15 protein-coding genes are annotated in these 13,618 nt (G+C 54.3%); 1 reads left to right on the forward strand and 14 read right to left on the reverse strand.

The genetic code is table 11. The features are described 5' to 3' along the window. Positions 1–73: 73 nt before the first annotated feature. Positions 74–1,162 carry a hypothetical protein gene (locus tag BMY01_RS00730; protein WP_074743691.1) on the reverse strand — a complete coding sequence of 363 codons (1,089 nt, stop codon included), beginning with the start codon at positions 1,160–1,162 and terminating at the stop codon, positions 74–76. Positions 1,163–1,458: 296 nt separating this feature from the next. Between BMY01_RS00730 and BMY01_RS00735 the strand changes: the two genes are divergently transcribed. Continuing rightward, complete coding sequence (locus BMY01_RS00735) at positions 1,459–2,082, forward strand: PEP-CTERM sorting domain-containing protein (protein WP_139176621.1); 624 nt, start codon at positions 1,459–1,461, stop codon at positions 2,080–2,082. Positions 2,083–2,084: 2 nt separating this feature from the next. Here the strand turns inward: BMY01_RS00735 and fliR are convergent, their stop codons facing one another. From fliR to fliF, 13 genes are all read right to left on the reverse strand, one after another. Further along, entirely contained in the window at positions 2,085–2,867 is a 783-nt protein-coding gene (gene fliR, locus BMY01_RS00740) for a flagellar biosynthetic protein FliR (RefSeq protein ID WP_074743693.1), read from the reverse strand. Between the two features lie 111 nt (positions 2,868–2,978). Continuing rightward, complete coding sequence (gene fliQ / locus BMY01_RS00745; protein ID WP_074707210.1) at positions 2,979–3,248, reverse strand: flagellar biosynthesis protein FliQ; 270 nt, start codon at positions 3,246–3,248, stop codon at positions 2,979–2,981. 45 nt (positions 3,249–3,293) lie between these two features. Further along, on the reverse strand, positions 3,294–4,043 hold the full coding sequence (gene fliP, locus BMY01_RS00750) for a flagellar type III secretion system pore protein FliP (protein WP_074743947.1): 750 nt from the start codon (positions 4,041–4,043) through the stop codon (positions 3,294–3,296). 28 nt (positions 4,044–4,071) lie between these two features. Then, entirely contained in the window at positions 4,072–4,551 is a 480-nt protein-coding gene (fliO, locus tag BMY01_RS00755; RefSeq protein ID WP_074743694.1) for a flagellar biosynthetic protein FliO, read from the reverse strand. Between the two features lie 2 nt (positions 4,552–4,553). Further along, positions 4,554–5,009, reverse strand: a complete 456-nt coding sequence (gene fliN, locus BMY01_RS00760) for a flagellar motor switch protein FliN (RefSeq protein WP_139176623.1) — start codon at positions 5,007–5,009, stop codon at positions 4,554–4,556. Beyond that, positions 5,006–5,983, reverse strand: coding sequence for a flagellar motor switch protein FliM (gene fliM / locus BMY01_RS00765; RefSeq protein WP_074743695.1), 978 nt, complete (start codon positions 5,981–5,983; stop codon positions 5,006–5,008). Before fliM ends, fliN begins: the two co-directional genes overlap by 4 nt. Before the next feature lie 4 nt (positions 5,984–5,987). Continuing rightward, complete coding sequence (gene fliL / locus BMY01_RS00770) at positions 5,988–6,446, reverse strand: flagellar basal body-associated protein FliL (RefSeq protein ID WP_254772561.1); 459 nt, start codon at positions 6,444–6,446, stop codon at positions 5,988–5,990. Positions 6,447–6,665: 219 nt separating this feature from the next. Beyond that, positions 6,666–8,051 (reverse strand): flagellar hook-length control protein FliK, encoded by a 1,386-nt coding sequence (locus BMY01_RS00775; protein ID WP_175463181.1) that lies wholly within the window; start codon positions 8,049–8,051, stop codon positions 6,666–6,668. Between the two features lie 97 nt (positions 8,052–8,148). After that, positions 8,149–8,598 (reverse strand): flagellar export protein FliJ, encoded by a 450-nt coding sequence (gene fliJ, locus BMY01_RS00780; protein WP_074743698.1) that lies wholly within the window; start codon positions 8,596–8,598, stop codon positions 8,149–8,151. Positions 8,599–8,621: 23 nt separating this feature from the next. Beyond that, a complete protein-coding gene (fliI, locus tag BMY01_RS00785; RefSeq protein ID WP_074743699.1) occupies positions 8,622–10,034 on the reverse strand; it encodes a flagellar protein export ATPase FliI in 1,413 nt (470 codons plus the stop codon). Beyond that, entirely contained in the window at positions 10,034–10,741 is a 708-nt protein-coding gene (locus BMY01_RS00790; protein WP_074743950.1) for a flagellar assembly protein FliH, read from the reverse strand. The genes fliI and BMY01_RS00790 overlap by 1 nt, the downstream gene beginning before the upstream one ends. 44 nt (positions 10,742–10,785) lie before the next feature. Continuing rightward, on the reverse strand, positions 10,786–11,784 hold the full coding sequence (fliG, locus tag BMY01_RS00795; RefSeq protein WP_074743700.1) for a flagellar motor switch protein FliG: 999 nt from the start codon (positions 11,782–11,784) through the stop codon (positions 10,786–10,788). Beyond that, positions 11,777–13,468 (reverse strand): flagellar basal-body MS-ring/collar protein FliF, encoded by a 1,692-nt coding sequence (gene fliF / locus BMY01_RS00800; RefSeq protein WP_074743949.1) that lies wholly within the window; start codon positions 13,466–13,468, stop codon positions 11,777–11,779. Before fliF ends, fliG begins: the two co-directional genes overlap by 8 nt. Positions 13,469–13,618: the final 150 nt, after the last annotated feature.

Here is a 13,618-nt window from a genome sequence, read left to right on the forward strand (position 1 = left end):
TCTCGTCCCGTTCTCGTCAGGGTCCGCCTCGCTCAACCCGGCTACTCTCTCACCTGCTTCGCCTGGAGTTTTCTTACCAATAACCGGGTGGAATCATGTAAAGCCCTGTGTCCCATACCCACTGCCGAACAGGGTTCTCGGTCATCGCATCCCTGTCATCCGGCTGCGCCTTCCAGTGGAAATCACATACGCTCCCGTTATGTCCCACGAAGGTATGCAGACCCCCATTCGCCACTCCTACGAAGAATGGTGCATTTTCCAGTTTTTCCAGTAACGCTTCGGTTTTGCTGTCCGGCGTTACCTCCCGATAACCGGAAACGACTTCATCGCAGCGAACGCCGGTGGATCCCGAAACCGGTGACTTCCAGATGCGTGCTCCCGCCTTCGCCATATTCAGTGCACCGAGTTTCTCACGCTCATCCGCAGCAGAAAGATCTTCGGCTGTCCGCGGGCTATAAAATACGCCGGTCCAGCCATCCTTTTGCAATTCTTCACAAAGGACAGTACCGCGTAAGTCCGCCTCCTTTACTCGGGCGTTTATTTCTGCAAAACGCGCTCCATAGCCAGCCCCCTGATAGGCTGCCTGCACATTCTCCATCACCCATCCAATACACGAACTTTCACGTAGACGAGCCGCCTCTCCTGAAGGTTTTTCTATCGTGACGTATCCCGGTTCAATCGATCCCATCCGCCAGTTACCCATGCTCATGGCATCAATTTGCGTCCGCAGCGCTGTGCGATCTCCCCTTAGAATGTCGTCATGGAACTGGGAATGATCGCCGTAGTACAAACCGATACCTGTACGCTCGATCGCAGTTTTATGCGCGTTGCTATTGTTCGTGATACTCCTGTCACCCAGTTCCGCAAGCATCTTCCAGTTTATCGGCTCACCCGTCGCAGGCTCAGCGCCTCCTGTTCCCGCAAACAACCACTCGGCAATCGCCACGGCGGGAGGATCGGAAATGGTATTAACGTTCCCGTCGTGATCATAGTTATCGATAATTTCCCAGAGCCTCTCGAGGTTTGGAAGGGTGCCTTCCATCGTCCCGTCTGCCGGCAATCCTCTCAGGTTCAGATCCGGGTAGGACTGCCTCAACGCGCTGGTGTTGATCGACTTTCCCTTGAGGCGATTAATAAAAGTGGCATGATCGAGCGTGGGCATTTTCCCCTCCCCTAATTGGCACGAGTTCCCACCGATTCTGGCGGAGACGTCATTGATTCGTTTCTGCTTTCCGTTTTTTAACTTTAGCAAACTTTAGCAGCACCCGGGGAAAGTTCAATCCGAGAGGTTGACGCGGAAAGTCACACACTATAGATTGGCGGTCGTCGAACTTTTTTAGACTTTCCTTGAGGTGAGATTTGAATAATTGGTGCGCCAATAATTATTAAAAGGAGCTTAAATTGAAAACACCCCCTATAACGCTGATAAAGCGCTCGATCGTTTCAATCACTGTAGGCGTGGCAGCCCTCGCGCCCATTTCTGGCGCCGAGGCAGCACTTTTCACAGTAAATGCGGCCATACAAGAACAGCTCGGCATTCAAGATGATCTAGGAGGATGTTTCGGCGGAACAATTACAGGCAGTGGGATTTCGTCTTTCGGCGCGATTTCACTCGCAGCCAAGGACTGCATCACTCCCGCAGATGGCTTCTTTGGCTTTGAAGGAAAGATGACATTCACCCTCTTCGGTGGAGACGAAATCTTTGCCGATTATTCTGGATGGTTCATTCCTACAAGCCTCCCATCCATATTCACGTTAAAGGATTCCTCCTTTGAGATAACAGGCGGAACAGGGCGCTTCCAAAATGCAAAGGGAGATGGAAGCCTATACGGGACAGAATTTATCTCTTTCTCCCAAGATCCCCCGAGAGGGTGGGGTTTTATCCAGGCTACAGGAGATATATCCGGTTTGCAGAAAAGCAAGAAGGGAGCGGAGTCGGGCCTCGAACTTCTCGACCTTGCAAACCCTTCCGGTGAAGGCGCAATCGTCGCAATCAACGAGCTTCCGGAATCAGGTTCCCTGGCCCTGCTCGGTATAGGTCTTGCCAGCCTTGCCTTCGTTCGTCGTAAGGTAAGCTGCTGAGCTCAACGGGCGTTTTGCCCCACCTCGAGCATGGTTTGCAATCCTTCAGTGATCAATCGCTCGATCACGGGAGTAAAATGCGGAAGCGACAGTATGAGCGCTGCCATTCCAACCATCAGGGTAATCGGAAAACCCACCGCGAAGACGTTCAGTTGGGGCGACGCGCGAGTCAGAATGCCCAGCGCGAGATTGACAATCAATAATGCAGCGACCACCGGCAACGCAAGTTGCAAGCCGACGCTAAAAATAATACTCCCCCACTCCGCCAGTCTTTTCCATCCCATATTTGAAAAAGGCTCGGTGGAGATCGGGAAGGCGTTGAAGCTGTCGATCAGGGCAGACAGCATCAACAGATGGCCGTTGAACGATAAAAATGCGAGCGTTCCCAGCAGACCCAGGAAACGCCCCAGAACAAGACTGCTGCCATCGCTGTGAGGCGTAAAGAAGGTAGCAAACCCCAGGCCCATCTGCAAGCCTGCAATTTCTCCCGCCAATTCAATCGCACTGAAGATTATGCGCATGGCAAAGCCCATTGCCAGGCCGATCATGATCTGCTGACCAAGGACCAGCAGGCCGGGAGCCGAGGCCAACTCGATCTTTGGCATGGGTTCGAGGGTGGGCGCCACGACCAGCGCGACGAGGATACCCAATCCCACCTTCACCCTGACAGGAACTGCAAGATTTCCCAATACCGGCGCTACCGAAAGGAGCGCCAGAATACGGGCGGCAGGCCAGAAAAAGGAAATGAGCCACGCATTGAGATCGGCCGAGCTGAGCGTGATCATTTAACAATAATGAAATTCTGCTTTATCTCCCCGATCCAGGAAGCGTTGGAGGGCGGGATGTGACAAGCAAGATGCCGCTCTTGTCTGTCTTTTTCCGGATAGTCCTGACAACTATCCGATCACTCCGGGAATTCCTTCCAGCACCTGCCTCATATAGTCGAGCAGCACCGAAAGCATCCATGGTCCTGCAAACACCAGCATGGCAAACAGGACCACGAGTTTGGGAATGAAAGACAGAGTCATCTCATTGATCTGGGTGGCGGCCTGAAAGATGCTGACCAGCAGTCCGGTGACGAGTGCGGCCAGTAACAAGGGAGCGGAAACCATCAAGGTAACTTCCATTGCTTTCTGGCCGAGTGTCATTACGCTTTCAGGTGTCATGGTTCTTTTCCGTCATCTCGTCAGGTGGATAAATATGTTGCATCCTTAATAAAAACTCTCTGCCAGCGAACCGATCAGCATATGCCATCCGTCTACCAGCACGAAGAGCATGATCTTGAAAGGCAATGCAACGAGAGCCGGTGATACCATCATCATCCCCATCGACATGAGCACCGATGCCACGACCATGTCAATGATCAGAAAAGGAATGAATACTGCGAAGCCAATTTGAAATGCAGTTTTCAACTCACTGGTAACAAAGGCCGGAACGAGCACCCGAAGGGATACTTCTTCCGGCCCGTTCAGCTGGGGCCTACCCGAGAGTTTGACGAACAGCGCAAGATCGGTCTCCCGAGTTTGCTTCAGCATGAAAGCTTTGAGCGGCACGGCGCCCTTCTCCAATGCCTGCTCCATCGTCATCCTGTTTTCCACATAAGGTTGGTATGCGTCCTGATAAATCTTGTCGAATACCGGACTCATGACGAAAAAAGTCAGGAACAGCGCCAATCCGACGAGCACCTGGTTGGGTGGCGAGGATTGGGTGCCAAGGGCCTGCCGCAGCAGCGAAAGGACAATGATGACGCGGGTAAAACCCGTCATCATCAGGAGCACCGCTGGCAGAAATGTCAGCGATGTCAGCAGCAGCAGTGTTTGCAGGCTCAATGAATAAGTTTGTCCACCACGGGGTGCAGGCACGCTGCTAAAGGCAGGAAATCCTCCCTTTGCCTGTGCCAGCGCGACCACAGGCGTGGCCAGCAGCAGGGCTGCGAGCACGGCTCCATATGCAATAGGCATGTTGGATCGGAATTTTTTATCTGACACGCTATTCACCATACTTTTCTGTCAATCGCTTCAGCCAGCCTGAAAAATTGGAATTTTTTTCGACATGCCCTGGCGTCCCGGAGACATGAAGCATGCTTGCGCCAATGTCGCCTTTGGGCATGCTATGCAATACCGTTACGTGCCCGGGTGCGACACCAACGACAAGCCAGGTTTCGGCCACTTCGACCACAACGACGCGCTCGCGTTGTCCCACCGCCGATCCCCCGATTATCCGGACCACCCCTGCATGCCCCCTATATACTCCACCCATGCGCTTGAGCAGCCACGCGCAACCTGCGATCACAGCGAGCACCACTCCCAAGCCGAGCATGACCTGCAAGGGACTGCCACTGGAAGTAACTGTGCTGTCGCTCGCTCCAACCGCCATGGCCGGTGAGGCGAAATGCCAGAGCGCTGCCGCTAAAAGAGGATTACGGAGCACCGCTCGAGGCAAAAACGGGTTCTGATATTTTCTTTTCACGATTAGCGGTTTAATTTGCGTATCCGTTCACTCGGCGTGATGATATCGGTGAGGCGTATACCAAACTTCTCATTGACTACCACAACTTCGCCCTGAGCAATCAGATAACCGTTTACCAGAACATCCATTGGTTCCCCTGCCAGCCCATCCAGCTCCACCACGGAACCCTGCGCCAATTGCAACAGGTTCTTGATGGCGATTTTGGTGCGTCCCAACTGCACAGTGAGTTGAACGGGTATATCCATGACCAGATCAATGTCATTCTGGACCTGTACCTTTTGGATATTCTGGAATTGCTCGAATATCTGTCCCGAGCCAGTTTCTCCGGCCGCAATTGTCTCATCCTGGTCCGCCGGCGTTCGAGCTGCGGAATTGGCTGGTGTTACAGACACTTTCATCTCCTCAGTTTTATTCACAAAGGGCCGCCTGGACAGATCGCGGCGTTCAGCTTCACTCATTCACTGCTCCCGGAAGCGAGCATTTTCTCCATACGCAAAGCGTAGCGGCCATTCGAAATTCCATATTTGCATTCCATGACCGGTACTCCATCCACGCTTGCAGTAACGAATTCCGGAATATCCAAGGGAATAACGTCCCCAACCTTCATATTCAGGATCTGATCGAGCCTGACCTGGGCATGCGTCAGATTTGCCAGTAATGTCACTTCAGCCGACTGTACCTGTTTTGAGAGGCGACCGACCCAGCGTTTATCCACCTCCAATGCCTCGCCTTGGACGGTGCTCGACAGCAGATCGCGGATAGGTTCGAGAACGGAATAGGGCATACAGATATGCATTTCCCCAACCACGGAACCAAAATTGACCTCGAAGGTGGTTGCCACCACGACCTCATTCGGTGTCGCCACATTGGCAAACTGGGTATTCGTTTCTGCCCGCAGGTACTCAAATTCGATCGGATAAACCGGATGCCAGGATTTGCCATAGCTGTCGAAGACCAGGTTGAGCAAGCGCTGGATAATGCGCTGCTCCGTCTGGGTAAAGTCGCGACCTTCAGTCTTGGGAAGAAAGCGCCCATCACCGCCGAACAGGTTGTCAACCACAAGAAATACCAGTGTCGGGTCGAATACAAACAGCGAGGTGCCGCGCAAAGGTTTTATATGCACAAGATTCAGGTTGCTTGGCGCAGCGAGGTTTCGCACGAATTCACTGAATTTGATAACCCTTACCGGTCCCGCAGTGACATTTGCGCTGCGACGCATGAAATTGAACAGCCCGAGGCGCATGAGGCGCGCAAAACGCTCATTGATGATTTCGAGGGTGGGCATGCGCCCCCGTACGATGCGCTCCTGTGTCGCCAGGTTGTAGGGGCGAAAACCGGAATTAGCCGTACTCTGTTCGATTGTCGTGGATCCACTGCTCACTCCCCTGAGAAGAGCATCCACCTCCTCACGCGAAAGGAAGTCCTCTCTCATGGAGCTACTGAATCACGAACGAAGTAAAAAGCACGTTCTCAACCGATCCTGTCACACGCTCCTCGCTGAACTGGTGATTTATCTCCGCAGTGAGTTCAGAGGCGAGCTTCTTTTTTCCCTCGGTACTCGAAATCTGCGTGGCTGTCTTGCCCGAAAGCAACAGCAGCACGCGGTTGCGTACTTCCGGCATATGCAATTTGACTAAATCCACCACACTTTCATCTTCGACCTTCAAGATAAGATTGGTTTGGAGATGCTGCTCGCTGTGTTCCGGCTGGAGGTTGACAGTAAAGGTTTCCAGATTGAGAAACACAGGAGGTTTAGGCTTCGGCAGCGCGCCTGTCCCATTGTAGACCTGGCTGAAATACCATCCTGCACCGCCGCCTCCTGCTCCCAGTAATAGGGCGCACGCCGCGATAATCAGAACGAGCCTGCCTTTCCCGGATTTCTGCTCCAATTTCACTTCCTTCGGATCTTTACTTTGCTTATTTGCTCTGATTGCCATGTTTGTGCTCTGTTAGCCGTTTTACGCTTGCAGGAGGCATTATTGAACTGATGCCCCGCCTTCAATGTGAGAAACAAACGGGAAAAAACAGGTTATCTCGAAATTTGGAGATTGCAGTCTCCGACGCGTCACAAATAGAAATTCTCTATACCTGGCTTGGCCACAACCGCATCCAAATTATGCAAAAGTATCCACGAGCTGGTGTCCGCGAATATCAGCAGTGCCGCGGCTCATTCCGAAGCTTGTCCCTGCTGAGACGGCCCGGCTTTCTTCCTGCCGATAATGAGACCTTGCACTATTTTGCCTTTCGAAATCTCCTTGCTGGCGGGCTCCCTGGTCGCTGACTGTTGCACTGCCCAGGTTGATTCCGCTTTCTGCCATCATTTCCTTCAGCCGGGGCAGCGCCGCTTCGAGTGCTTGCCGAACCTCAGGGTTCTGGGATACGAATGCCGCGCTGGCCTGATCGCTGTTTACGGACAGGACGACTTGCAGCGGTCCCAGATCAGCGGGATTCAGATTGAGTTCGGCGATCTGATGTTGGTGAGATACCATCCAGAGTACTCTCTGACCCAGGGCATTATCCCAACTGCCTGTGCCCAAGCGCGGTCCCAGCCTGAGCAAAGAAGGATCGCGCAGATCTGCGGTGCCGGGCACTCTACCTGGCTCGACTATCAGAGGTCCTGGAGATGGGAGCGGAGTCAGGAGTTCGTGGGGCACGACGGGTGCAGTTAATGTGGGGAGCGAAGAAGTATCGCTTCCTGCGGCCGCGCCTGGACGCAAATGTGCAACATCCGGCAGGAAATCGCCGATGCTGTTGGAGATTCCCGCAAGCCTGCTCTCTGAGGAGGCCGAATCAGAATGAGACATCTCGTGCGCTGCGACTCCTGTGAACTTCATATCTTGTGGCAGTTTCCCGCCTGCTGCGGGGGCAGATACGATTCTGGAGGAAACAACTCGAACAGTCGTCTGTCCCTCCTGAGAGCCTCCCGCAATAGCAGAACTCAGGCGCATTCCAGCCTCCATGGCCTGAGCTACGTTGATAACGTTCTCTTCCGGCGCCAGTCCTGAGAGATCGGATGACTTTGCGTCTCCCCCAGCCCGCGCCTCGTGTCCTATCGAGGCCGCAACTGAAGTGATCCGTCCGGCAGCAGACCGATGGGGATCGTTTGCACTCCTTTGACCGAATGCAGCATCGGTCTGCTGCTGGACCAGCATATCCGCAGGGATTCGAGTTTCAATTCCGGTTACGGTATCCAAGGTTCGACCGGTACCAGGAAGGTGTAAAGCATCTGTGATACCTGGTATCGCCGTGACCGTGGCAGAGTGAGAAAGCTGAAACCCGTCGGCAAGCATTTCAACGGTCATAATCCCTTCTTTTCCCCTGCGATCTTCCTCAGCCTCTGCCTCAGCATCCGTATCTTCAGAATCTTTCAGGGACCGATTTCCGGGTATGCCGCTAGCGCCTGTATCCGATGCTTCATCATCACCGCTCACTTCGGCAGCAAGCAGTTTGCGGAAATCGGAGGCATCCGATTTCTGAATAACGCTTTTCGATTCGGCCAAAGTATCCTTGGCGGGATGCAAAGCGGTGTTCGATGATACAGATAGCATAGGCTGCTCTCGGAATTCGATTTTTCAGGAGTTTATTATCTTGTATGGTTCAACTATGTCGAGCCGGGCGGATAGCCGCACTGTTCGCCCACTCGTCTGTTTCCCGCTGCTCGCGCTTTGCCTGATGGACCAGCTGGATCTGCCTGTGACGCTGCGCCAAAGTGTCATAAGAGTTAAGAACACGCCGCTCCGATTGCCACGCGGCCTCACTGGCAGCGACACGCTGCCGCATGAGCTCCAGCGCTTCCTGTTGCTGGGAAATCGCAGCGTCGAGCTTGTCGATGAATTCATGATAATTTCGCCATCCCGCCGCTGTGAGGCCTTGCTGCATGGAAGCTCGAAAGCGGGCTCGGTATTCGTCCGAATACTGTGTCAGCAAAACCAGCTTGGCTTCCATGTCCAGCCCTTGGGCGTTCAAAAATCCCAATCTTCGCGCCGCATCATCCGTACGAGTTTGTGCCAGTTCGATAAGGGTTTCCAACGCAGAAGTTTTCGGCATGATCAGGCAACAGCTAATTGAGATTAATTGGGGTTTGAAGCCAGCAGAGCTTCCAGGCTTCGAATGCTCTCTTCATACCCTGCGCGCTCCACCATGGTTTGTTGAAGAAAATGTTCGAGTTTTGGATACAAGGCAATCGCCCGGTCCAGCAACCTGTCATTTCCCGGGGAATATGCTCCTACGCTGATCAGGTCGCGCGAACGCTGGTAGCGTGAAAAAAGCTGCTTGAAATTACGCACCTGCTCAAAATATTCAGGCGAGATCAGACTGGTCATGGCGCGACTGATGGAGGCTTCGATATCGATGGCAGGATAATGCCCGCTTTCCGCCAGTTGCCGCGAAAGCACGATGTGGCCATCCAGAATCGCCCTTGCCGCATCCGCAATGGGGTCCTGCTGATCGTCCCCTTCGGCTAACACGGTATAGAAAGCGGTGATCGAACCGCTGCCCTTGACCCCATTCCCCGCCCTTTCCACCAATTGCGGCAGTTTGGCGAATACGGAAGGCGGATACCCTTTAGTCGCGGGAGGCTCCCCGATCGCAAGCGCGATCTCACGCTGTGCCATTGCATAGCGGGTGAGTGAGTCCATGATCAATAGAACATTTTTTCCCTGGTCCCGAAAGTATTCAGCGACAGAAGTGGCATAGGACGCACCTTGCAATCTCATCAGGGGCCAGGTATCTGCGGGTGCTGCCACTACCACCGAACGTGCCAATCCTTCAGCACCCAGGATTTGCTCGATGAAATCCTTGACCTCTCTTCCGCGCTCGCCGATCAATCCCACGACAATAATATCGGCGCTGGTATAGCGCGCCATCATGCCGAGCAGGACGCTCTTTCCCACGCCGGAACCTGCAAAAAGACCCATGCGCTGACCGCGCCCCACTGTAAGCAGGGCGTTTATCGCGCGCACCCCTACATCAAGGACCTCGCTGATCGGTTCCCGATTGAGCGGGTTGATGGGCGAACCTGCGGGCGAAGCCGAACGTTCCACTTCTAACGGGCCAAGGCCATCCAAGGGACGTCCCGTGCCATCCACCACCCTTCCCAGTAGCGCTTCTCCCACTGGAAATCGGCTGATCTGATCAGACGCCCGGCGCCATCGGCGGGATGCGCTGCCCGGGTTAGAAAGCACGCCGGTGCGATCCCACGGCACGACCTTGGCACCGGGAGCCAATCCGAACATGCCATGGGCTGGCATCAGGTAAAGCCTGTCACCATGAAAACCCACTACCTCGGCCTCCATGCTGTTACCGTTGGGCATCAGTATGGTGCATCCACTGCCCACCGCCAGCTTGAGGCCCGTTGCTTCCATTATCAACCCGGTAACACGCGTGAGACTTCCGGAAATCTGGAAGGGCGGCGACACCTCGGCCAGCCCACTGCAGTTTTTGAGAAATCCTTGCCATCGGTCAGTATGGGATAAAGCTTCCATCAATGACGCTCCAGCCAGTCATTATGTTGCCCCAGCGCCTGGGTTACGCGCCGCCAGCGGGTCGATACAGTGGCATCGATATCGCTGGGCCCCACCCTGAGCCGGCATCCTCCCCGCTCCAGGCGAGGGTCGAGATTAATGACGCAATGGTCAAGCTCCTGATTCAGGTGGGTGCGTACCAGGGCAGCATCGTCCGGGTGCAAGAATAGCTGTGCCGGCTGACCGAGTACCGGCTCAGACTGAATACATTCGCGAACGACTGCGAAAACAAGCTCCGGTTTCACCCGCAATGCCTCACGCACCATCTCTTTGGCGACATCGAGTGCAAGGGAAAGTAGAGCATTGCAAATCTTCTGGTCAGCACTTGCCAAGGCTTCCTGGAGACCGCCAAATGCAGTCGTCAATTGCCCGGCTTCAAAGCTGGCACGCTCGCGCCCGGCATCGTAACCAGCTTTCATGCCAGCTTCCCGGCCGGTTTCATAGCCTACGTCATAGCCTTCCTGGCGGGCCTCCTGATGAATTTTTTCGATTTCCTCGACTGTGGGCAACGCAACCTGTATCTGCTCAGGCATTGTCTCGTCTTTGGTATCAACTGAAGTGTCAGCCGGTCCTTCGAGCACTGCGCCTTGCTCTAGGACATCCATTTCCCAGCGGCGATAGGTCGACAAATCTTCCTTGGGAATGATCTGGTTTGCCCGAGACGTCATTCTCGGCCTTTCGCCGGAAGTTTTTGGCTGTGCACCAACCTTACTCATACGTAGCTTTCTTCGTTCTTGCTGCCAAACACGATTTGCCCCTCATCTGCGAGTCGCCGGACGACCTGTAATATCTGCTTCTGATGGTTTTCAACTTCGCTTACTCTTACCGGCCCCATCGCTTCGAGGTCTTCACGCAGGATTTCAGAGGCACGTTTCGACATATTCTTGAAAATCCTTTCACGCAGATCCCAGGCTGCGCCTTTCAGCGCGATCACCAGGATGTCAGATCGAATTTCCCGCAGCAGCATCTGAATTCCACGGTCGTCAATATCCATGAGGTTCTCGAATACAATCATCTGATCCATTATTTTTTGCGCCAGATCCGCGTCGAATTCCCGCAGATTATCAAGCACCGACGTTTCCGCCGCGCTACCCATGAAGTTGATGATTTCCGCTGCGGTACGAATGCCGCCCACCGAGCTTTTGTTGATATTTTCACTGCCGGACAACAAATCGGTCAGAACCGTATTGAGTTCGCGCAATGCGGAAGGCTGAATGCCTTCGAGCGTGGCGATACGCAGCAGGACATCATTGCGAAGCTGCTCGCTCAATTGCCCGAGAATTTCACTGGCCTGGTGACGATCGAGGTGGACGAGGATGGTAGCGATGATCTGCGGGTGCTCCCCCTTGATGAGTTCCGCGACTGACTGCGAGTCAATCCACTTGAGTCCTTCGATTCCGCTCGTGTCGTGTCCCTCTAGAATGCGACTGATGTTGTCCGTCGACTTATCTTCATCCAAAGCTCTTTCGAGCACCGTGCGCGCGTAGTTTTCCGGATCGATATCCAGAAGAAGCGGCTCGTGCATGACCCGGCCGCAAAAATCGCTCAGAACACTATCGACCTGCTCCCGGCTCAGGTTCCTGAGCTTGGCCATTGCAGCGCCGAGTTTTTGTACCTCCAGCTGATTGAGATGTTTCAATACCTGCACCGCCTCGTCTTCGCCCAATGACAGGAGCAGGACTGCACTCTTGTAGATGCCCTCCTCATTCATGGCCAGCCACCCATTGCTTGACGACGTTTGCCACCAGCTTGGGCTCCTTTTTTGCAAGCTGACGCGCGAGCGTCAGTCTTTGCTCGTATTCGGAAGGTTGTGCCGCAGGTTTCAGTGCGGGAACAGGTTGCACATCCTGGTCATCGTTTCTGGATTCCGTCAACAACGGAGGTTCCGGCTGGTTGATGCGCTTGAGCGAGGGACGTAGCACACCCAGCACCAGATACAGAATCAGGCCGCCAATCAGAAGCGTTTTTCCGATCTGTTGAGCCAGTTCAACGGCCTCGGGCTGTTTCCACAATGGGAGCTCTGGCGCTGCTTCCCGTTCCACACCTGTGAAATGGCTGTTGACCACGTTCAATGTATCCCCACGTTCCCTGCTGAATCCCACCGCCTCTTTCACCAGATCGGTAATCTGGGATTTTTCCACCTCGCTCAGTGGCTTGGCACTGATGACACCATTCTCGTCCACGACTCTGCGGTGGTTGACCACGACTGCAACAGAAAGTCTTTTTATACCGCCGACCGGTTTGCGCACATGCTGGATTGTTTTATCGACTTCGTAATTGATGGTTGCATCCTTGCGCGTGCTGCTTGGGGCGCGGGATTGGGGTGCAGTTGCTCCGGATGACTGCCCGGAATTTGCTCGGAGAGGTACTGGCGGCGGCGTGGTAACCGGAGCGGTTGCGGGAACCGGAGGCTGATTGGAAAGCGCACCCGGAACGCCGCCTTCATTCTGAGTGCCCACACTCGTGGATTCCGAAGTCTGCTGACTGCGGATCGTGGAGCCTGCAGGGTCCTGGTTGGGTCTGTACGTTTCGCTGGTTTGTTCGGAGTGTGCAAAATCGACCTCAGCCGCGACCTGGGCACGAACATTTTCCTGTCCCACGATCGGAATCAGAATCGCCTCGATCCGCTTGATATAGCTTTGCTCCAGCGCATGCAAGTACTTGAGCTGAGCTGGATCCAGTCCCGTATTGGCGTTCGATTCATCGATCCTGGTCAATAAATCGCCTTGTTGATCCACTACCGTCACATTCTTCACATGCAGATTGGGGACGCTGCTGGAAACGAGATGGACGATCGCATTGACCTGCTGGGGATCGAGGGTGCGGCCGGGGTAGAGATTCACCAGCACGGATGCGCTGGGTCTCTGTTGCTCCCGCATAAATACCGATTGCTTCGGGATCGCTAGATGGACCCTGGCGCTGTCGACAGCCGCCAACGCCTGGACGGAACGGGCCAGTTCACCTTCCAGTGCACGCTGGAAATTGACCTGCTCAAGAAACTGGCTGGTACCGAACTTCTGGTTTTCCATCAGCTCGAAACCTACCAGACCCCCTCTTGGCAACCCTTGGGACGCAAGTTTGAGGCGAGTGTCGTGCACCTGACTTGATGGGACGAGTATCGCTCCGCCGCCTTCGGCAAATTTGTAGGGCACATTCATTTGCTGGAGGGATGCGATGATTGCGCCGCCATCACCGTCGGAGACATTGCTGAACAGCACCTTGTAGTCCGGTCCCTGAGTCCACATCCATCCGGCCGCCAGCAATGCAACCAAGGAAGAAACGGTCAGCATGAGACCGATTTTCTGCTGGCTGGATAATCGCGTCAGAAAGCTTTGCAGCCGACCCTGAACGCTGCTTACCACGCCATTGGCCGCGTTGTTTGCGGCGCTGTTCATTGCGCTGTTCATTGTTGTGGCATTCGCACCCGCTGTCACCTGTTTCTCCCCAGTCCTGTGCTCCAGATCGAAGACAGCCGCCATTATCACTATGGCTGCAGTTTTCAATGCGGGAAAAAGAAACTGGTTTTACGGCCTTTTCAAAAAACG

This window comes from Nitrosospira multiformis (assembly GCF_900110185.1).
Taxonomy (GTDB): Bacteria; Pseudomonadota; Gammaproteobacteria; order Burkholderiales; family Nitrosomonadaceae; genus Nitrosospira; species Nitrosospira multiformis_A.